The sequence below is a fragment of the Leptothrix mechoopdaensis (SeqCode) genome, assembly GCF_053893855.1.
Map to the genome: position 1 here is coordinate 851,227 of NZ_CM132699.1, position 21,323 is coordinate 872,549.

A 21,323-nucleotide genomic window follows, 5' to 3' on the forward strand; every position below is an offset into this window, starting at 1 on the left:
TCGATTGATTATTTCTTTTGGGGCAAGTCTTGCGCTTCCCCCAAATGATGAAGTGGTTCTACTCTGGACAAACGGCTTTTAAACAGATAGATGGCACATCATCATAAGTGCGATCCGAGCCACATGACAGATTCTTGACTGATTGGCTGCGATCCGATGAATGCAATGGAGTTTCTTCGTCAGCTTTTGGTCAGACATCGTCCGTTTGAATGAGTGCCGAAGCCTGAAGGGTCCGTCCTAAAACCGCCGATCCGACCGCCCCAGGCGCTGGACAGGCCTCGTGATGGTTTTCGTGACATCTTTGACGTCGGGTCCGACGTTCCACTCGGCCGAACTGGCCGTCTGTTGCGGCTGGTTGCCGCTTCAACGGGCTCTTGGGTCCCTCACGTGTTGGCGCCGACCGAATTCTGACCACGCCAAATTCGGCATGCGATGACGCTGTGCGAGCCGTCATGACGTCGATCACGTGTCAGCGACGGCTGGCGCGTTGGTTTTAGGAAGTGCCCGTTGGCCAGCCTGGACTCGGTGGATTGCCTAGAACCCGCTACTTCTCAGCCCTAGGTGGCGGACGGCTCTCGTAGTCCGTCAGCATGGCGGCCAGCTTCTCAGCTTCGCCCGCTCCAGGCTCAATGCCACCGCCATCGACTATCCCCTTGACCAGGTAATACTCATTGAGCGACTTGATGCTACCGCGCTTGAGCACCTGAAGGTACTTGCGCGAGTATTTCGCTCGGACCTCAGACAGCGATGGAGCGCTATTCAGTACGAACCGCTTATCCGCCAGTGCAACGACTTCGGGACCCCATTCACTGGAATCCTCGACGCAGTCATTGATGGCCATCTCAAGCCCTCGCTTTGCCTGCGAACGCGACTTTTTTTCCAATCTCTCCAACACAGCCAGAGGATGACTTTCTGGACGATGAGAGGGCTTAGCATTGAACCACTCATAGAAGAGGCTCATGAACCTCTTGAGACTTTCATATTCCGCTTCTGTCATTTCGGTCACTGGCAAGTGCAGTTCTCTGCGGGAACAGGGATACCGAATTCACCAGTCGCCTCGTCAAGATAGGCGTCCCCAAACGGGTTCATCGGGCTGATGCCGTTAATCATATTCCTGGATGTTCCACCAACGCTTCGCGCCCCGCCATTTATGTCGATGAGTTGCTGCTCTCTCCCTCGGATGGCGCCCCTGTTCGTTGACGACCTATCAAGCACAGGCGGCAAGAAGCCTTCAGAGTTCAAGAGTAGCTGGCCCAGCGCACGCTTCCGGATGTTGGTCAGAGGGTCGTCATTGCCAGAAGTCCGCCCGCTGTAGCACTTCCCCGTTCTGGGGTTGTAGCGTGTGTAAGTCTGGTATGTCCTCTCAGGAAAGGCACTTCGCAGGGCGGCCGTGAGCTGCAGTGCCAATTGCTGCTGAGCATCCGCACTTGGGTTCGGTACCCCCGGAACCGGAATTGGGGGAAGCGGAATCGCCTGTAACCCCTCGGGGTCCGTGTAGCTAAGCGGGTTCCCCCCGACATATGCATACGGATTGACGCCCCCCGCGAGCCCGATGGGATCGGACTGCATATATCTTCCAATCCAAGCCGCGTAGTCCCGATGGTGGTTGTAGAACCCCGTGGTTTCCCGGTCGTACACCTGCCCCGGGAAGCGCAGGTTGAAGCTGTAGACGCCCAGCGCGTTCGGGTTCTCGTTGACCGGCGTGACGCCGAAGCTCTCGAAGCTGTCCCAGCGCCAGACGATGGCGTGGTCACTGCTTCGGACCACAATGCGCGGCGTGTTCAGGTGATCGGCGTAGACGTAGTCGATGCGAGTGGCAACGTTCAAGGTCGCCCCGCTGCCGGTGCGGGTCTGCTTGACCACCGCCACCGGCTGGTCGCCCAGCCACACCACCTCGTAGATCGGAATACCCGAGGTGTCGTACTCACCCAGGATGTGACCGTCTTCGTCATAGGCGTAGTGCACCGCACCGGTCGTCACCACAGCCGTAGCGCCACTTTTGCGAACGCGTTGTTCCAGACCGTTGTACCAGTAGTTCACCGGCGTGGTCGTCGTGGTCCCCGTAGGGATGTTGGCCTGGCTGAGCCGTCCGCGATCGCTGTAGACACCGCTACCGGCCGATCCATTCCCGATCGTGTTGCCTGCATTGTCGTAAGTTGGGACATCCGTCACCAGCGAGCCCGTGGAGTTCACGCGCTGGACGCTGGTCAGCCGGTTGCTGGTCGCGCTGACCTGGTTGACGAAGCGTGTGGCCGACACCAGGAACTCGGTGCGATTGCCATTGGCGTCGTAACTATAGGAATAGCTGGTCGTGCCTTGGTTCGAACGGGTGAGCCGCCCCAGCCCGTCGTAGACGAAGGCTTGGTCGAAGGCGACCTGGGCCACGCCACTGCGGGTATGGCCATACGCCGTGATCCGACCGGCGTCGTCATAGCCAACGGTACGCAACAGACCGGCCGCCGTGCCGGTGCCGTTCGGATGGCCCAAGGGGTAGGTCTTGGGCCGACCGTAGCCGTCCCAGGTCCGCGCATAGGTTACCGGCCCTGTGCCCCAGGTCCAGCCCTTGGCGTTGCCCATCGCGTCGTACGCGATCGTCGACAGGATCGACGTCGAGATGGCGGCGTTGGTGCCGACCCCGTTGGCGTTGACCGGGTTGAGCGCCAGCCCGCTGACGCGTCCGGTCAGGTCGTAGCTCAGGTTCACACGCGCGCCACTGGGCAGCGTCAGGGTCTTGAGGTGCCCGTTGTCAGCGCCCGTACTTCCCCAGCCGTACTGGACATCGAAGGCTCGCGCTGAGGCCTGTCCGGTGACCAGCACCGTCTGAAGCTTGCGCACCACCCGACCCAGCCCGTCATACGTGTAGGCCGTGTTGCCGCTCTCATCGGTGATCTTGGTAAGACGGCCGATGCTGTTGGCAGGCTTGGGCGTGACCGTGCCGCCGTCGTATTCGAAGATCGTGTCCACCCCGGTCGGGTAGTCGATCTTGGTGAGTCGGTTGAGTGCGTCGTAAGAGTAAAGAACTTGCTTGCCACGCGCGTCGGTGCGGGTCTTGAGGTTGCCAGCCGCATCGAAGGTGGAACTGGTTGTGCCTGTGTCGGGGCTGACTTGGCTGGTCCGATCTCCCAGGCCATTGGCGGTGTAACTGGTCACCAGGTTGCGAGGGTCCGTGAGCCCAGCGGGCTGATCCGCCAGGTCCCAGCTCGGACGGACCACCGGACGAGCCACGCCCGTGGCGGGCAGGGGCTGTGTCACCTGCACCGGCCGCCCCAGCGCGTCGTATTGCGTCTGCGTGGTCAGCCCCAGCGGATCGACCACCGTGTGTCGACTGCCCATCGGGTCGTAGCCGAAGGTGGAGGTCATCACGCCCGGTGCCGGGCTCTGCGCCAGGACGACCGAGGACAACATCGAAGCCGACGTGCCGAGCAGCAGGGCGAGGGTATGGGTGAGCGGCTTCATGGCTGGACTCCGGTCATGCTCTGAACACGGCCCAGGGCGTCAAAGACCCGGGTCACATTGCGCGCCAGGACGCCAGCCGGATCCTTGAGCGCCTCTGCCGTGCGATTGCCTGCGTTGTCCAAGGTGTAGGTGATCGTGTTGCCTGCGCCGTCCTTGATGCCTGTGAGGCGGTGCGCGGCGTCATAGCTGTAGGTGATCTTGGTGGCATCGGGCAGCGTGGCTTCCTTGAGTTGCCCAACACCGTCGTACAGATAGGACGTGGTCTGCGCAGCACCAGCACCCGTCGGAGGACTGACCGCGACCGAGTTCACCCATCCGCGTGGCGTGTAGGTGATGTCCGTGACCACACCATTGGGATCGACGCTGCGCTTGAGGCGACCGGCGCGGTCATACACCGTGAACTGCGTGATATGGCCGGCTGCGTTGGTGATGCTCTGCAAGTCACCGATGGTGTGGTCGGCGTTTGTGTCTGCGTAGTACGCGTAGGTGGTCAGATTGCTGAGTGCGTCGCGGGCGGTGAGCACCTGGCCGAACGAGTTGTACGTGTAGCTGGTCACGCGAGCGACACCCGCAGCCGTCGCGGCAAAGCCCGAGGTGCCAGTGGCATCGGTCGTGGCTTGTTCGACCTGCTTGCACAGCACGGCAATCGGGCTGCCGTCGGGCAGCACTGCCGTTGCCGGTGCGCAATTGAGCACGGCATTGCCTGCGGTCGGATCAGGCTGGCCGTTGTAAATCCAGGTCGTGATCTTCTTTGGCTCGGCCAGGCGAGTCTTCAGATTCCAGACGGGGTGCCATTGAGTACTGATCTTGCGCTTGACGCTTCCCGCTGGAATCACGCTGCCGCTGACAGGGTATTGACACGCCTCGGTGGCGTGACTCAAACCCTCGATTCTTGCAGTTTCCAGTCGCCGCCCTGAATCATTATCAAAGCATGCTTTGACCCCATTGAAATCAACCGATGCGCGAACGAGTCCACCCGCATCGTAGTAGGTGCTACTCGACGCTGCCGCACATCCAGCCCCGGCTGGCTGGCTTTGGCTGGTAACACGTGGAATCCCCAGTCCCATTTCGACACCGTAGCTCGTGATGCTGCCGTTGGGCGTGGTCATCGACGGCGCAACCGGCAGGCCCCAAGTATGATCACGCCAAACCACGCCGGTCGTCGCATCGTAGGTTTCTGACACGATCCACGTTGGAACACTGACATACGAAGCCGTGTAACGATTTACCCCGCCAGCCAGTTCGGTCCCAATTGCACGACCGGCGACATCGTAAGTGTAAGTACTGTGACGCGATAGGTTCTCATCAAGGACGCCCGTCAACGCCCAAGGCAGCCCAGGTAACTCGTAGACATATTGCCGAGATGTTGAGTCTTGCCAGGTGAATTGACTCAATATCCCGCCGACTAGGTACGAAACCAGAATGATGCCACCATCAGGGTTAGTAATCGATTTGATGCGAGGTAAATTCGTGGAAGAGTCTTGCTCATACGCAAACTGCAGTACACGTCCGGTCTGATTTTGTATTCCGACGATCAAGCCTGCCGCTGGGGCCACCGCCAGCGGCGTTGCGGCATCGCTGTATAGGTAGGTTAGAGCTGTTCCATCTGCAAACTTGATATCAATCAGTCGCCCATCTGCACGATACGTCTCGACCGATTGTGCAGCAGCATCGAAGTAGCGCCATCCATTGAGCGTAGCCACCAACCGATCGCGAACGTCGGTACTGGCTCGATAAAAGCCGCCAGCGTCAAGGAGGAAGTCAACCCAGACGCCACCCCCGCGCGACGCCTGGATGCCTTGCTTGACACCACTCACACTTGACTGAAAGACCAAACTCTTGTGGAGATTGCTATCCCATTGGGATCCGAACGACGGCACCGGTCGCGAAACCGGCAACTCGGCTCCACCTTCTGCCGGGAAATTCCTTCGGCTGTCATATTGCGCCGAGAGGCGCAAGCCACCAATTTGCGCCGTCAGGGCCTCAGTCTGTCGTTTTGTGGCTGTCAGCGGGTAAATGGGATTTCCGCCGCTTGGCTGTTCGCACGATTGCGGTTTGCCTGCGTAGCGATCGACAATCTGAACACAGGCTCCCGCCTGGGCTACCCACAGACTGTTTGCCGCACAAAATGTCCAAGCTGCCGAACCCCCGACGTGATCGCCGCCGCCTTCAACAGTTTTGTTGTAGGCGTAATCGCATCGCCCGGATTCCGATACATTGACAGGCACCGCACTGCAGGTATCGACGTACAACGAGGCTAGGTATGGGCAGCTCGCTGTGTATGCCATCAATGCAGAAATCGCATCGCTCACACTGGAGTAAGTTCCGGAAAAACTTCCGCACTTCCAGTCTGCACCGCTTGCAGTAGCACTAATCAATCGTGCCGGTGCAGTTTGAGCGCCAGCACTCAGGGCAATCACTGCCAAACTTGTGATCGAAACGATTGACCGCCTGATTTTTACAACCATTTGCCCTCCCTCTGCTTCAAATCTGTGTGTCATGAAAAGCCGCTCCGCCTTCCAATGAATTCTGGCCAACTTGAACGAGCAGCTCAGAAAATCAAGTCTTCGATGGCATCACCGTCAGACCACGATCGCTTGGATACAAACTCACGAACATCGCTTGGGATGATTCTTTCATTTGAGGAGCGCTATGCACTCCCCCCAAGTGATGAGGTGGTTTCACTCTGGACAAACGGCTTCTGAACGGATAGGAGGCACATCACCACAAGTGCGTTCCGAGCCACATGACAGATTCTTTACTGATTGGCTGCGGTCTGATGAATGCAATGGGGTTACTTCGTCAGCTTTTCGTCAGACATCGGCCGTTTGGATGAGTGCTGAAGCCTGAAAGACTCATCGAGCGACTCGGCGAGTGCGCCAAGCATGAGAATCAATTCAAGTCGCAGCCAGAAACAAAGCCCAGTCCGCCATCAATCGTCGTCGTTTGTCGAACAGGTCACCCCGCGCGTAGCTGGCCTCCGCCTTGTCCTTCAGCAGATGCGCCAGGGCTTGCTCGATGACCTCCCGCGCATGCGCGGTGCGCTCCCCGGCCCAGTCCCGGAAGGTCGACCGCATGCCGTGTGCTGTCGCCGGTACCTTCATGCGTCGCAGGAGCGCCGTCAAGGTCATGTCGGACAGCGTCTTGGCCTGGCCGTCGGACAGTTGCTGCAGCCCTGGAAAGACGAGGCTGTCGTGCTCGGGGCCGGGCATCGAATGCAACAGAGCAATCGCCGCATCCGACAGCGGCACGCGGTGTTCCTTGCCCGCCTTCATGCGATCGGCGGGCACCGTCCAGACGCGCTTGTCGAGGTTGATTTCTGGCCAGCGCGCACCACGAACCTCGCCGGAACGCGCGGCCGTCAGTACGACGAACTCCAACGCGCGGGCGCCGATGCCGGACTGCTCGCGCAGGGTCCGCATGAAGCCGGGAATGTCGTCGATTGCCAGGGCGGCATGGTGCTCGACCTGGGCGACCTTGGTCGGCCGGGGCAGTAGCTTGTCGAGGTGGCCGCGCCACCGGGCCGGGTTCTCGCCCGTACGGTACTTGCGCACCGTTGCCCAGGCCAGGATCAGTTCGATCCGGCTGCGAAGCCGTGTGGCGGTCTCGGTCCTCGTGTGCCAGATGGGCTGCAGCACCGCGAGCACATGGGGCAGGTCGATGTCGCTGACCGGTAGTTTTCCCATCACCGGGTAGGCGTACTGGGTCAGCGTGTTCGTCCACTGCTGGGCATGCTTGGCGTTTTTCCAGCCGGCCTTGTTGTCGTCGATGTAGCGCGAGGCGCATTGCTCGAAGGACAGCGCGGTGCTCCGTTTCAAGGCGAGCGCATGTCGTTCGGCGCGCTTCTGGGAGACCGGATCCCCGCCGCCCCGGATGACCTCTCGTGCACTTCGGGCCTGTAGCCGGGCTTGTGCCAGCGAGACCTCCGGGTAGCCACCCAGTCCCATGTCCCGCCGGCGCCCGGCGACGCTGATCCGCAGGATCCAGCTGCGAGCGCCGGTTGGCGTGACCTGCAGCGCCAGGCCAGGCGTGCCGCCGACCGAATGCAGGCCGGGTTCGGTCAGGGCGGCCACCTGGGTGGCCTTGAGGGCTGTAGCGATCTTGGGCATGGGCACCTCCTGCCCCACATGCTACCCAACATCAAGAATGGAATGAATGAGATTTCCTGACATCGATGGAGATGATTAATCGACCATCTCTCCTATGAAGATCGGTCAAACAGGACGTTCCTGAACTGCCTGAAATGTCAAAAAAGCGGACTCCGTCTCCGCCAGGATCGAAGCCCAAGTGATTGATTCACTTGGGCTTTTTTCTTTTCTACGTGCTTTCCCGGGGCATGAGTTCAAAGCCGAGATCGATGACCGGTTCGGCGATCTGCTGGCCCTCCATCAACTTGAGCAGCAACTGCGCCGCCTGTCGACCGATGGCCGCCCGAGGTGTCCGCACGGTGGTCAAGGACGGCACCATCTGGTCGCTGCCGACGACGTCATTGAAGCCCGCGACCGCGACCTGTCCCGGCACCGGGACACCCAGTCGCGCGGCCGACAGCAGGGCGCCCTGCGCCAGGTCGTCGTTGCAGAAGAAGATGGCGTCCACACCCAGGTCGGTCGACACGATCTGCCTGAACAGCTCACCGCCCAGCGCGATCGACGACGGCGCCGAGGTCACCGTCTCCAGCATTGGCTCGTACATGCCCTGGGCACGCATCTGGGCGCGCCAGCCGTCGAGCCGCTGCAGCGTCCGGGCGTCCAGCTGGACGGCGACGAAGGCGATGCGGCGGTAGCCGCGCTGCTGCAGGTGGGCGGTCATGGCCCGCGCGGCCTCGAACTGCGACAGGCCGACGCAGTGGCTGCCCGGCCGGTCGGTGAGCGTCATCATCCGCACGCAGGGCGCGCCACTGGCGGCGACCAGGTTGCGCGCCGCCTCGGACTGCTCGGCGCCGGTCAGCAGCAGCCCGGCCGGCCGGTGTTGCAGGAACTCGCGCAGGATCTGTTCCTCTTCGGCCGGGTCGTAGTGCGTGATGCCCAGCAGCGCCTGGTAGCCGCCGGCGCGCAAGGTCGTCTGGGCTGCCTCGATCAGCTCGACGAACAGCGCGTTCGACAGCGCCGGCACCAGCATCGCCACATAGGTGCCCCGGCGTGACGCCAGCGCGCGTGCGGCCGGGTCGGGCACGTAGCCGAGCTTGGCGCTGGCGGCCTTGACGCGCTCGACCAGCACCGGGTCGACCGCGCGGGTGCCGCGCAGCGCGCGCGATGCGGTGATCGGGCTGACGCCTGCCAGCGCCGCCACATCGGCCAGGGTCACGGCGGCGCCGCCGCGTGGGGAAGGTTGTTTCATGCTCGGGTTTTCACTGATCTGGGATGCATCTCGCAGCCTTAGGATAGCGCTGTCCGAAGCCGGTCATGCATCGAGCGCAGCGTTCTACCACGGCTGCCAGATGTGGGCCGATTTTTTTTGATTGCGTTGGACAGCGCTATCCCAAGATCCGATCGAAATCCTCCATGAACCCATCCCTCGTCGTCATGGGCGTCGCCGGTTGCGGCAAGTCCAGCCTGGGTGAGGCCGTCGCCGTCGCCCAGGGGCTGCCGATGATCGAAGGCGACCGCCATCACAGCGCCGAGAGCGTCGCCAAGATGAGTCGGGGCATCGCCCTGACCGATGACGATCGCGCCGGCTGGCTCGACCGGCTGGCCGAGCTGCTGCGGCAACACCCGGACGGGGCGGTCCTGACCTGCTCGGCGCTGAAGCGGGCCTATCGCGATCGCCTGCGTGCGGCGGCGCCGGGCCTGCGCTTCGCCTGGCTGGACATCCCGCGCCACGAGGCACTGGCCCGCGTGGCCGGCCGAGGCGCGGCGCACTTCTTCTCCGCCGATCTGGTCGACAGCCAGTTCGCGGCACTGGAGCCGCCGCTCGGCGAGCCCGGCGTGCTGCGGCTGGACGCCAGCCGGTCGCTCGATCACCTGCAGGCCGATGTCTCGGCCTGGCTCGCCACCTTCCAGGAGACCCCTGCACCATGAGCCGCTCGCTCGACTCGAACGTCCCGGGCCAGACGCCCGGACACCCGCTGCAACGCTGGACCCAGCGCGCCATGGCCGTCTGCCTGGGCGTGATGGCACTGGCCGTGTTCGTCAACGTGGTGCTGCGCTACGGCTTCGGCAGCGGCATCGCGGCCAGCGAGGAACTCTCGCGCCTGCTGTTCGTCTGGATGGTCTTCATCGGCGCCACCGCCGCCTATCCGGCCGGCGAACACATGGCCTTCACCAGCCTGGTCGGCCTGCTGCGCAAGCGCCCGGCCGTGTTCCAGGCCTTCACCGTGCTGATCCGCGTGCTGGTCGTGCTGGCCTGCGGGCTGATCGGCTGGGGCGCCTGGCAACAGGTGCTCGTCGGCATGGGCAGCCGGTCGGTCGTGCTGGGTTACCCGACCGCGCTTCTGCCCTTGCCGGCGCTGCTGTCGATGCTGGCGATCGGCGTGATGGCGCTGGTCGAACTGCTGCGCAACACCCCCCTGGACCTCGGCCATGGCGCCGACGTGGAGTGATGGTCATGACACCTGAAGCACAAGCCTTCGTCGTCTTCTCGCTGGGCATGCTGGTGCTGATGGGCATCGGCATGAACATGGCGCTCGCGCTGGCCCTGACCGGTGCCGGCATGGCCTGGGTGCTGGGTTTCTGGGACGCCCAGCTGCTGGCCCAGAACCTGGTCGCCGGCGTCGACAGCTTCCCGCTGCTGGCGGTGCCCTTCTTCATCCTGGCCGGCGAGCTGATGAACTCGGGCGGCATCAGCCGCCGCATCATCGACATGGCGCAGGCCTGGGTCGGCCACATCCGCGGCGGACTGGGCTATGTGGCGATCGGCGCGGCCGTGCTGATGGCCAGCATGAGCGGCTCGGCGCTGGCCGACACCGCCGCGCTGGCCACCATCCTGCTGCCGATGATGAAGCGCCAGGGCTACCCGATGGCGACCTCGGCCGGCCTGATCGCCTCGGGCGGGATCATCGCGCCCATCATCCCGCCGTCGATGCCGTTCGTGATCTACGGCGTGACGACCAACACGTCGATCTCGGCGCTGTTCATCTCGGGCATCGTGCCTGGGCTGTTCATGGGCGCCGGCCTGATCGTCGCGTGGCGCTACGTGCTGCGCGGCATCGACCTGCCGGCCGAGCCGCGCCTGCCGCTGGCCGACCGGATCCGCGCCACCGTGAAGGCCTTCTGGGCGCTGCTGATGCCGATCATCATCATCGGCGGCATGAAGTCCGGCGTCTTCACGCCGACCGAGGCGGCGGTCGTCGCGGCCTTCTATGCGCTGGTCGTTGCGCTGGCCGTGCACCGCGAGATGAAGCTGGCCGAGATCGAGGGCGTGCTGGTGCGCGCAGCCCGGACCACCGCCGTGGTGATGTTCCTGTGCGCCGGCGCCCAGGTGGCCAGCTACATGATCACGCTGGCCGACCTGCCGGGCGTGCTGACCGGCTGGCTCGGTCCGCTGGTCGAGAGCCCGCGTCTGCTGATGGCCGTGATGATGGTGGCGCTGGTGATCATCGGCACCGCGCTGGACCTGACGCCCACCATCCTGATCTTCGCGCCGGTGATGCTGCCGATCGCGGTCAAGGCCGGCATCGATCCGGTGTACTTCGGCCTGATGTTCGTGCTGAACGGCGCCATCGGCCTGATCACCCCGCCCGTGGGCACCGTGCTCAACGTGGTTGCCGGCGTCGGTCGGATGTCGCTGCACCAGGTCATCAAGGGCGTGAACCCCTTCCTGATCACCTACACGGCCATCCTGTTCCTGTTCGTGCTCTTCCCCGCGCTGGTCATCGAGCCGGTCAAGTGGTTGCGCTGACCGGCACGTCGGTCAGCCCATCCCCCGCAGTTCCCATTCCCCACCTGGCCGGCGTCCCGGCCACCCTTCCACCGGAACCCTTGGACACCCCCATGAACTTCCTCCGTCGCACCCTGATCGCCGCGGCCGCCAGCGCCGTCCTCGTCGCCCCCTACGCCGCACAGGCGCAGGACATCAAGCCGCGCCTGATCCGTTTCGGCTACGGCCTCAACGAACAGAGCAACCAGGGCCGCGCCGCCAAGGTCTTCGCCGACGCGGTCGAAAAAGCCAGCGGCGGCAAGATGAAGGTGCGCGCCATCGGCGCCGCCGCTCTCGGCCCGGACACCCAGATGCAGCAGGCGCTGATCGGCGGTGCCCAGGAGATGATGGTCGGCTCGACCGCCACGCTGGTGGGCATCACCAAGGAGATGGCGATCTGGGACACGCCCTTCCTGTTCGGCAACACCCGTGAAGCCGATGCCGTGCTGGACGGCCCGGTTGGCCAGAAGGTGATGGACAAGCTGACCGAGAAGGGCCTCGTCGGCCTGGCCTATTGGGAAAACGGCTTCCGCAACCTGACCAACACCAAGCGCCCGGTCACGAAGCTGGAGGACATGGACGGCATCAAGCTGCGCGTGATGCAGAACAACGTCTACCTCGACAGCTTCAAGCTGCTCGGCGCCAACGCGGTGCCGCTGCCGTTCTCCGAGCTGTTCAGCGCGCTCGAGACCAAGACGGTCGACGGCCAGGAGAACCCGTACAACACGATCCTGAGCAGCAAGTTCTACGAGGTGCAGAAGTACCTGTCGATCACCAACCACGTCTACAGCCCGTGGATCGTCACGGTCAGCAAGAAGTGGTGGGACGGCCTGTCCGCCGACGAGCAGAAGGTGCTGCGCGACGCCGCCATCGCGAGCCGCGACTTCGAGCGCAAGGACACCCGCGAGGAAGCGGCCAAGGCGCTGGCCGACCTGAAGGCCAAGGGCATGCAGGTCAACGAGCTGCCCGCCAGCGAGGTCGCCCGCATGCGCGACAAGCTGCATGGCATCAACACCAGCATCGCCGCCAACGTCGGCCAGCCGCTGTGGGACGAGACCCAGGCCGCGCTGGCCAAGATCCGCAGCGGCAAGTGAGCGGCAGCCGGCGACGACCCGCCCGGGTTGTCGCGGGCGCCGCGTGCCCGGCGCTGACGCCTCAGTGGTTGTGGCGCGGCGTCACGTCGCTCACGGCCCGGTACTTCAGCGCCAGTTCCATGCAGCCGCCGCTGTCGAGCTGGCCGACCGTCGCGCGGTAGATCTCCTGCCACGGCGTCTGGCTGGGCGGAATCGCCGGCAGGCCGGCACGGCGGCGGCGCGCCAGTTCCTCGTCGGCCACGAGCATGTCGCAGCGACCGGTGTTCAGGTCGACGCGGATGGCGTCGCCGGTGCGCAGCCAGGCCAGACCGCCGCCGGCCGCCGCCTCGGGCGAGGCGTTGAGGATGGACGGGCTGTCGGACGTGCCCGACTGGCGCCCGTCGCCCAGCGTCGGCAGGCTGGTGATGCCGCGCCGGATCAGCGCGTCGGGCGGCTGCATGTTGACCACCTCGGCCGAGCCGGGAAAGCCGATCGGACCGGCGCCGCGCATGACCAGGATGCAGTTCTCGTCGATCGCCAAGGCCGGGTCGTTGATGCGCGCGTGGTAGTCGTCCGGGCCGTCGAAGACGATGGCGCGGCAATCGAAGACGCCTTCCGCGCCCGGCCGGCTCAGGTAGCGGCGGCGGAAGTCCGGCGAGATCACGCAGGTCTTCATGATCGCGAAATCGAACAGGTTGCCGGTCAGCACGAGGAAACCGGCCTGTTCGAGCAGCGGCTGCGCATAGGGCGTGATGACGTCCGCGTCGATGCTGTGGCGCCCTTCGACATTGGCCGCCAGCGTCTGGCCGGTCACGGTCGCGCAGCTGCCGTCGACCCGGCCGGCGCGGATCAGCTCGGTCAGCACCGCCGGCACGCCACCGGCGCGGTGGAAGCTCTCGCCCAGGTACTGGCCGGCCGGCTGCAGGTTGACCAGCAGCGGGATGTCGTGGGCCTGTCGCCAGTCGTCGGCCGTCAGCTCGAAGCCGGCATGGCGGGCCATCGCGTGCAGGTGCGGTTGGGCATTGGACGAACCGCCGAGCGCGGCCACCGCCGCGATCGCGTTGAGGAAGGACTGCCGGCTCAGGATGCGCGACGGCCGCAGGTCCGCGTAAGCCATGTCGACGATGCGTCGGCCGGTCGCGTAGGCCATCTGCGCCCGCTCGCGGTAGGGCGCCGGAATCGCGGCGCAGCCCGGCAGCGACAGGCCCAGCACCTCCGCCAGCGCGTTCATCGTCGAGGCCGTGCCCATGGTGTTGCAGTGGCCGGCCGACGGGGCGGACGCGGCGGCGGCTTCGAGGAACTGTTCCTCGTCGATCTCGCCCGCTGCCAGCTGGCGCCGGCTGCGCCAGATGACGGTGCCGGAGCCGACCCGCTCGCCGTGCTGCCAGCCGTCCAGCATCGGCCCGCCCGACAGCACGATCGCCGGGATGTCCACCGTGCTCGCGGCCATGACGCCCGAGGGCGTGGTCTTGTCGCAGCCGGTGGTCAGCACGACGGCATCCAGCGGGTAGCCGTGCAGGATCTCGACCAGGCCGAGGTAGGCCAGGTTGCGGTCGATCGCCGCCGTCGGTCGACGGCAGTTCTCGAAGATCGGATGGACCGGGAATTCGATCGGGATGCCGCCGGCATCGCGGATGCCGTCCTTGACCCGCTGCGCCAGCTCGACGTGGATGCGGTTGCACGGCGACAGCTCGCTGCCGGTCTGCGCGATGCCGATGACGGGCCGGCCCGAACGCAGCTCGGCGGGCGTCAGGCCGTGGTTCATGAAGCGCTCGAGGTAGAGCGCGGTCTGGTCGATGCGGTCGGCGTTGGCGAACCACTCGCGTGACCGGAAGGGGCGCACGGGCTGCCGGCTCATCGCCAACCCGCGTCGACGAAGTAGTGGTGGGCCGTGCACATTCGGGCATCGTCCGACGCCAGGAACAGCACCATCGCCGCGACGTCTTCCGGCTCGACACGTTCCTTCAGGCATTGCGCCGCCAGCATGCGGGCCTCCTCGTCCGGGTTGTGCCAGAGCCGGGTCTGGCGCGGCGTGCGTACGCCGCCGGGCACGACGCAGTTGACGCGGATCCTGTCGCCGCCGAGGTCGCGCGCCAGTGCCCGGGTCATCGCCTCGATGCCGCCCTTGGCGGTCTCGTAGATCACCAGGTCGGGCAGGGCCAGGTGCCACGAGACCGAGCCCATGTTGACGATCGACCCGCCACCGGCCGCCCGCATCGACGGCACCACCGCCTGGCTGCAGAACAGCACGTGCCGCAGGTTCACGGCGATGCGCTGGTCCCAGTAGGCCGGCGTGATCTGGTCGATGGCGTGGCGGTCGTCGTTGGCGGCGTTGTTGACCAGCACGTCGACACCGCCGATCTGGTCGACGATCTGCGCGAAGGTCGCACCCACCGCATCCAGGTCGGTCAGGTCGCAATGCAGGAAGCGCGGTGGCCGCGTCGCGCCGGACCAGCGTCGGGCAAGAGCTTCGGCTTCGTCGTCGCAGATGTCGAGGAAGCAGACCTGTGCGTCCTGCTTCACGAACGCCTCGACCAGCGTGGCGCCGATGCCGGAGCCGCCGCCGGTCACGACGACGCGCTTGCCAGAGAGGCTGGGATAGATCGCCGTGTTCATGGGGCCTGTCGCTCGATCGGGTCAGGCCTGACGCAGCAGGCCACGCGCGGCGAGGTTGCGCATCAACGCGCTCACGCCCCAGGTCCACGGCGGCGCGTCGTGGCAGAACACGACCCGGTTCTCCAGCGCGCCCAGGGCCGGCGAGGCGATGCGCACGCGGTCGCCCGGGTGATGGGTGAAGCCTTGCCCGGGCGCGTCGCGGTCGGCCACCGGCGCGAACAGGGTGCCGAGGAACAGCGAGAAGCCGTCCGGGTACTGGTGGTCGCGGCTGCGGGCCTGGCCGACCAGCTCCAGCGGGTCGCGGCTGATCTGGTCCATCGAGCTCTTGCCCTCCAGCACGAAGCCATCGGCGCCATGCACCGCCAGCGTCACGGTGCAGGTGCGCACGTGGTCGAGCGTGTAGTGCGCGTCGAACAGGCGAATGAAGGGCCCCATCGAGCAGGACGCGTTGTTGTCCTTGGCCTTGCCCAGCAGCAGCGCGCTGCGGCCCTCGATGTCGCGCAGGTTGACGTCATTGCCCAGCGTCGCGCCGCGCACCTGGCCGCGGCTGTCGCAGACCAGCACGATCTCCGGCTCGGGGTTGTTCCAGCTCGAATCGGCACGCACGCCGACGTCCGCGCCGGCACCGACGGCCGACAGCACCGGTGCCTTGGTGAAGATCTCGGCATCCGGCCCGATCGCCACCTCCAGGTACTGCGACCACAGGCCGTCGGCCTGCAGGGCCGCCTTGAGCCGCCGCGCCGGTTCACTGCCCGGCTTCACGCCGCGCAGGTCACCGCCCATGCGTTCGGACAGGTTGGCGCGGATGGCCTGCGCGCGTTGCGCGTCGCCACGGGCACGCTCCTCGATCACTCGCTCCAGCGCCGACACCGCGAAGGTCACGCCCGAGGCCTTCACGCACTGCAGGTCGACCGGCGCGAGCAGGCGGGCCTTCGGGTTCGCCGCGACCTCGGCAATCGTGCCGATGCGCGTTCCGGCAGGCCATGTCGAACCGTCCGGCAGCGTCTCCAGCAGGTCCGACACGGTCGGCGCGACGCCACTCAGGTCGAACACCTCGCCACCGCGCAGCAGCACCGGCGTGGGCCCGGCGCCGAAGTCCATGCGGCCCAGCAGCAGGGCTTGCGAGGCGTCTTCGGGCAGACAGGCCGCCCAGGGGCGCAAGGCCAGGTCCGGCGTGGTGGAAGGGGGCGTCGAAGGGGAAGGGGAAGGGGAAGGGGTCGTGTCGTTCGTCATGGCTGGGGGCACCCGTCGAAGGAGGTGCGATGTTCTCTCAAACGGGCGTGACCTCGGCTGTGCTTTCCATGCGCCAGTCGCGGCCGAGGGTGCGGACCGTCCCGGACACGTTGACGTCCGTGCGGAGGCGGATGTCGCTGCTCGATGCGCCGACGAGCAGCTCGAACGCCCCGCCCTCGACGATCCGTTGGCCGGCATGGCCGGTGAAGCACAACATGTCCACCGGGATGCGGAAGGTCACGCGCGCGGACCTGCCGGCATCGAGCGGCACGCGCGCAAAGGCCTTCAGCTCGCGGACGGGTCGCACGACGCTGGCGAGCGTGTCCCGCACGTAGAGTTGCGGCACTTCCACGCCGGCCATGTCGCCGACGTTGGCCACCTCGAAGCTCAGGTCGATCTCGCCGTCGTCCAGCGGTACCTCGGCATGCGCCAAGGTCAGGTGGCGGTACTCGAAGCGGGTGTAGCCGAGACCGTGACCGAAGGGATAGCGGCTGCCGAAATGGCGCGCGATCGGCGTGCCGCCGCTCTTGAGCTTGTGGTTGTAGTGGTAGGGCATCGCGCCGACGTTGACCGGCACCGACACCGTCATGCGGCCCGAGGGCGGCACGATGCCCGCCAGCACCTCGGCCAGCGCGATGCCACCCTGCTGGCCGCCCGCGAAGGCCATCACGAAGGCGGCGACGCGGTCCTCCAGCCCGCCGAGGTTGTAGGGCCGGCCGGCGTGCAGCACCACGACCGTGGGCGTGCCGGTGGCCACGACGGCTTCGAGCAGCGACTGCTGCACGCCGGGCAGGTCCAGGCTGTCGGTGTCCGAGCCTTCGCCGATGGTGCCGGTCTGGAACAGGCCCGCCAGGTCGCCCACGCAGACGACCGCGACGTCGGCCTCGCGGGCGGCCGCCACGGCCTCGGCGATCTCGTCGGTGCGTCGCGACACCGGCGACTCCGGAAGGGCAGGATCGTCCAGCACGTCGCCCGGGAACACTGGCGAGCCGGGCCGGCGGATCTCGATGATCTGGCAACCGCGGGCGTAGGTGACCTGTTCGGCGCCGAAGACCTGCTGCAGTCCCTGCAGCGGCGTGACGATGCAGCTGGTGTCCTCGGTCTGGTCGTGCAGCACGACGTGGGCGGGGTAGCTGTAGCCGCTGAGCTGGGCCATCGGATCGGCGGCGGTCGGGCCGATGACGGCCAGGCGCAGCGCATCGGCCGGCCGCAGCGGCAGGATGCCGTCGCGGTTGTCCAGCACGACGATGGCCTGTCGCGCAGCCTCGCGGGCCGTCGCCACGGCCGCCGCGCCACGCAGCTGTGGCGCCGGGCCGTCCTCGTAGCGGCGCTCGAACAGGCCGAGTCGGAACTTCTCGGTCAGGATGCGGGCGACGATCTCGTCCACCTTGGCCATGCTGAGCAGGCCGCGCGACACCGCCGTGGCCAGATGCTGGCCGCAGTCGTCGCCGGGCAGTTCGACATCGAGCCCGGCATGGAAGGCCAGCGCCGCCGCCTCGACCGCATCGGCGGCCACACGGTGGTGCTGGTAGAGCAGGCTGATGCCCACGTAGTCGGCCACCACGAGGCCGTCGAAGCCCCATTGCTCGCGCAGGACCTCGGTGAGCAGGTGGCGGGACGCATGCACGGGCTCGCCGTCGATGTCGTGATAGGCCGGCATCACCGAGCCGGCGTCGGCCTGCTTCACGGCCATCTCGAAGGGCAGCAGGAAAACGTCGTTGAGCTCGCGCCAGCCCATGTGCACCGGCGCGTGGTTGCGGCCGCCTTCGCTGGCCGAATGGCCGACGTAGTGCTTCAGCGTGGCCAGCAGGGAACGGTCAGGGCCCTGCAGGCCGCGCACGTAGCGCGTGGCCATCACGCCGACCAGGTAGGGGTCTTCGCCGAAGGTCTCCTCGGTGCGGCCCCAGCGCAGGTCGCGCGAGACGTCCAGGACCGGTGCCAGGCCCTGATGGGCGCCGACCTGCCGGCATTCGTCGCCGATGCGCTGCGCAACCTCCTGCACCAGCGCCGGATTCCAGGTCGCGCTGAGCGCCAGCGGCGACGGGAAGAGCGTGCCGTCGCGGGTCATCACGCCCATCAGGCATTCCTCGTGCGACAGCGCCGGAATGCCCAGGCGCGTCTCGTGGCGCAGGAAGCGCTGCAGCTTGTTCAGGGCCCGCAGCCCGGCCCCCGCCTCGACGCTGTGCGTGCCCATGGGCCGCGTGATCTGGCCGACGCCGCGCGACAGCCGGCGCTGCACGTCGGCATCGTCGGTGCCGCCGATGAAGGCCTCGCCCGGCCGGGCGCGGTGCTGGCCCGTCTCGGACAACACGAGCCAGTAGGCGTGCATCTGGGCGAACTTCTCCTCGGGCGTCATGCGATCCAGCAGGTCGCGGACTCTCTCGGGGATGGGTTTCGCAGGATTCAGATAGAGCGGTGGATTCGTCGTCATGGCGGATCAGGTCGGTGTGTGCACGTCCGGCAGTCTCAGGCCTTGACCCGTTCGATGGCAAAGCCCTGCGCATCGAACAGATGGCAGTGCTGCGCCTGCAGCGAGAAGGTGGCCGATGCACCGGCCTGGACCGCGCCATGTCCGGGGACCTTGGCGATCAGGTCCTCGGCGCCTTCCGGTCCGTTGCCGGCATGGAGGTAGACGTAGCTGTGTTCGCCGAAGTGCTCGACCTGTCGGACGGGCCGGGTGATGGTGGTCAGTCCGTCGCCGACATCGGACTGCAGGTGCTCCGGACGGATGCCCAGGGTGATGTGGCTGCCGATGGGTGGCGGGATCACGTCCAGCGACAGGTGCAAGGTCTCGCCGCCACGGTCTGCATCGATCTCCAGCACGAGTTCGGTGAGCAGCCCGTCGAAGCGCGATGACCGCACCGTCGCCGGCAGGAAGTTCATCCGCGGCGAGCCGATGAAGCCGGCGACGAACCGGTCGCGCGGATGGTGGTACAGGTCCATCGGCGATCCGACCTGGGCGATGCTGCCGTGTTTCAGCATGCCGTCACCGGCCCGCAGCAGCACGATCTTGTCGGCCAGCGCCATGGCCTCCGTCTGGTCATGGGTGACATAGACGACGCTGGCACTCTCGAACTCGCGGTGCATGCGGGCGATCTCGCCGCGCATGTGCACCCGCAGGGCGGCATCCAGGTTGGACAGCGGCTCGTCGAACAGGAACACCTTGGGCCGACGCACGATCGCGCGGCCAATCGCCACGCGCTGACGCTGACCGCCCGACAAGGCCTTCGGCAAGCGGTCGAGCAGGTGCGTGATCTGCAGGCTCTGGGCGGCTGCGCGCACCCGCCGATCGATCTCGCCCTTCTCGACCTTGGCCTGCCGCAGGCCGAAGGCCATGTTGTCGTACAGGGTCATGTGGGGGTAGAGCGCGTAGTTCTGGAACACCATGGCGACCTCGCGCTTCGCGACGGGCACGTCGTTCACGCGCACGTCGTCGATCAGCACGTCACCGCCCGTGATGGATTCCAGCCCGGCAATCATGCGCAGCAGCGTCGACTTGCCGCATCCCGATGGGCCGAGGAACACGCAGAACTCACCCGCGTCGATCTGGAGGTCGACATCGCGGATGACCGGGGTCGAAGCCCCATAGGACTTCTGTACGGAACGCAGCGAGATCTGGGTCATGTCGTCACTTCGGTGTGGCGGGTCGGGTTCAGGCCGGTTCGAGTTCGATCCGGCGATGGAAGGCTCACAAGGTCGCGTTCGCGTCGGCAATCGGGAATCCATTGGCGCGGGCCGCACGGCCATACCAATGCCCGGAGTCCTTGATGGTTCGCCGTTGCGTCGCGTGGTCCACGTGGATGACGCCGAATCGCTTGGTGAAGCCGAATGCCCATTCGTAGTTGTCGACAAGGGACCAGACGAAATAGCCGCGCACCTGGGCGCCGTCGGCAATCGCCTGGTGCACGGCGGCGGTGTGACGTGCCAGATAGCGCGTCCGGTACAGGTCATGGACGGCGCCGTCGTCACCCGGACCTTCGAGCCCGGTCGTGCCGTTCTCGGTGATGTAGAGGCTGGCCGGCCGATAGTCGCGCTGCACGCGCAGCAGGGTCCGGTACAGCCCTTCGGGCGCGACCTCCCATTCGTCGAACTCCGCGCGAGGCACGAACGGCCAGTAGATCTGGCGCGCGGACAGGAAGGCGCGCTCCGATGCGTCGCGGGGCGTCGGGTCGTGGGCGATGACACGGCGGGTGTAGTAGTTCACGCCAAGGAAGTCGGTCGGGACGGCCATCGCCTCGAAGTCGCCCGGCTCGACTCGCGGCGCGGCGTGGCCGTACCAGGCGAGCATGTCGGCGGGATAGCCCCGGCCGAAGACGGGGTCCAGGAACCAGCGGTTGAAGGCGCCGTCCCAGCGGGTGGCCGCCGCCTGATCCTCGATGCGGTCGGAGGCCGGCTCGATCCATTCGAGGTTGTGGACGATGCCCACGCGCGCCCCGGGACAGAGGTCGCGGATCAGCGGCACTGCCTTGCCATGCGCGACCATCAGGTGGTGCGCGACCGAGAGTGCGGTGGCCAGATCCTTCGAGCCAGGCGCATGCACACCGTAGAGGTGGCCGCAGAACGAGAACACCCAGGGCTCGTTGTGGGTCATCCAGTCCTTGACGCGGTCACCCAGGCGACGAACCGTGGCTTCGGCATAGCGCAGATAGGCGTCGATCGTCTCGCGCCGCGCCCATCCGCCACGGTCCTGCAGCGTCTGTGGCAGGTCCCAGTGGAACAGCGTGGCGAACGGCCGGATGCCACGTTCGAGCATGGCATCGACCATGCGGTCGTAGAAGTCGAGTCCTTCGGGATTGACCGGGCCGTCACCGCCGGGCACGACACGCGGCCAGGCGATCGAGAAGCGGTAGGCGGACAGTCCCAGCGACTTCATCAGGTCGAAGTCGTCGGCATGACGGTGGTAGTGGTCGCAGGTGACGGCCGGGTTCGTGCCATCGGCAATGCGCGAGGGGTCGGTGGCAAACCGATCCCAGATCGATTCCGACTTTCCGCCTTCGGCCACGGCGCCGTCCACCTGGGTCGACGCGGTGGCCGCGCCCCAGACGAAGTTCTCGGGGAAGTGCAGGATTTGAGGGTCATTCACGGGAGTTC

General features: G+C 66.0%; 15 protein-coding genes. 4 read left to right on the forward strand and 11 right to left on the reverse strand.

Annotation, left to right across the window (positions count from 1 at the left end):
• Positions 1-544 precede the first annotated feature (544 nt).
• The 5 genes from ACWA7K_RS03855 to gntR all read right to left on the reverse strand — a co-directional run bounded on the left by ACWA7K_RS03855 (position 545) and on the right by gntR (position 8,793).
• Positions 545-961 carry a hypothetical protein gene (locus tag ACWA7K_RS03855; protein ID WP_456165817.1) on the reverse strand — a complete coding sequence of 139 codons (417 nt, stop codon included), beginning with the start codon at positions 959-961 and terminating at the stop codon, positions 545-547.
• Between the two features lie 41 nt (positions 962-1,002).
• Positions 1,003-3,456, reverse strand: coding sequence for an RHS repeat-associated core domain-containing protein (locus ACWA7K_RS03860; RefSeq protein ID WP_456165818.1), 2,454 nt, complete (start codon positions 3,454-3,456; stop codon positions 1,003-1,005).
• A complete protein-coding gene (locus ACWA7K_RS03865; protein ID WP_456165820.1) occupies positions 3,453-5,957 on the reverse strand; it encodes an RHS repeat domain-containing protein in 2,505 nt (834 codons plus the stop codon). Before ACWA7K_RS03865 ends, ACWA7K_RS03860 begins: the two co-directional genes overlap by 4 nt.
• Positions 5,958-6,353: 396 nt before the next feature.
• The gene (locus ACWA7K_RS03870) at positions 6,354-7,565 is read right to left on the reverse strand and encodes a tyrosine-type recombinase/integrase (protein ID WP_456165822.1); all 1,212 of its coding nucleotides are present in this window, start codon (positions 7,563-7,565) and stop codon (positions 6,354-6,356) included.
• 208 nt (positions 7,566-7,773) lie between these two features.
• On the reverse strand, positions 7,774-8,793 hold the full coding sequence (gene gntR / locus ACWA7K_RS03875) for an HTH-type transcriptional regulator GntR (RefSeq protein WP_456165824.1): 1,020 nt from the start codon (positions 8,791-8,793) through the stop codon (positions 7,774-7,776).
• 164 nt (positions 8,794-8,957) lie between these two features.
• On the opposite strand from gntR, the gene ACWA7K_RS03880 reads away from it, so the two are divergent.
• From ACWA7K_RS03880 to ACWA7K_RS03895, 4 genes are all read left to right on the forward strand, one after another.
• The gene (locus tag ACWA7K_RS03880) at positions 8,958-9,473 is read left to right on the forward strand and encodes a gluconokinase (protein ID WP_456165826.1); all 516 of its coding nucleotides are present in this window, start codon (positions 8,958-8,960) and stop codon (positions 9,471-9,473) included.
• On the forward strand, positions 9,470-9,994 hold the full coding sequence (locus ACWA7K_RS03885; RefSeq protein ID WP_456165828.1) for a TRAP transporter small permease subunit: 525 nt from the start codon (positions 9,470-9,472) through the stop codon (positions 9,992-9,994). Before ACWA7K_RS03880 ends, ACWA7K_RS03885 begins: the two co-directional genes overlap by 4 nt.
• A gap of 5 nt (positions 9,995-9,999) precedes the next feature.
• Complete coding sequence (locus tag ACWA7K_RS03890; RefSeq protein WP_456165830.1) at positions 10,000-11,292, forward strand: TRAP transporter large permease; 1,293 nt, start codon at positions 10,000-10,002, stop codon at positions 11,290-11,292.
• A 92-nt stretch (positions 11,293-11,384) separates the two neighbouring features.
• Complete coding sequence (locus ACWA7K_RS03895) at positions 11,385-12,404, forward strand: TRAP transporter substrate-binding protein (RefSeq protein ID WP_456165832.1); 1,020 nt, start codon at positions 11,385-11,387, stop codon at positions 12,402-12,404.
• A 61-nt stretch (positions 12,405-12,465) separates the two neighbouring features.
• Here ACWA7K_RS03895 and ACWA7K_RS03900 read toward each other — a convergent pair whose 3' ends face one another.
• The 6 genes from ACWA7K_RS03900 to ACWA7K_RS03925 form a co-directional block, all read right to left on the reverse strand.
• Positions 12,466-14,241 (reverse strand): IlvD/Edd family dehydratase, encoded by a 1,776-nt coding sequence (locus tag ACWA7K_RS03900; protein WP_456165834.1) that lies wholly within the window; start codon positions 14,239-14,241, stop codon positions 12,466-12,468.
• Positions 14,238-14,999, reverse strand: a complete 762-nt coding sequence (locus ACWA7K_RS03905) for an SDR family NAD(P)-dependent oxidoreductase (RefSeq protein WP_456165836.1) — start codon at positions 14,997-14,999, stop codon at positions 14,238-14,240. The genes ACWA7K_RS03900 and ACWA7K_RS03905 overlap by 4 nt, the downstream gene beginning before the upstream one ends.
• A gap of 21 nt (positions 15,000-15,020) precedes the next feature.
• Positions 15,021-16,232, reverse strand: coding sequence for a fumarylacetoacetate hydrolase family protein (locus ACWA7K_RS03910; RefSeq protein ID WP_456165838.1), 1,212 nt, complete (start codon positions 16,230-16,232; stop codon positions 15,021-15,023).
• A gap of 37 nt (positions 16,233-16,269) precedes the next feature.
• Positions 16,270-18,588, reverse strand: a complete 2,319-nt coding sequence (locus ACWA7K_RS03915) for a beta-glucosidase (protein WP_456210356.1) — start codon at positions 18,586-18,588, stop codon at positions 16,270-16,272.
• 110 nt (positions 18,589-18,698) lie between these two features.
• The gene (locus ACWA7K_RS03920) at positions 18,699-19,856 is read right to left on the reverse strand and encodes an ABC transporter ATP-binding protein (protein ID WP_456165842.1); all 1,158 of its coding nucleotides are present in this window, start codon (positions 19,854-19,856) and stop codon (positions 18,699-18,701) included.
• 64 nt (positions 19,857-19,920) lie between these two features.
• Positions 19,921-21,315 carry a GH1 family beta-glucosidase gene (locus tag ACWA7K_RS03925; protein WP_456165844.1) on the reverse strand — a complete coding sequence of 465 codons (1,395 nt, stop codon included), beginning with the start codon at positions 21,313-21,315 and terminating at the stop codon, positions 19,921-19,923.
• Positions 21,316-21,323 lie beyond the last annotated feature (8 nt).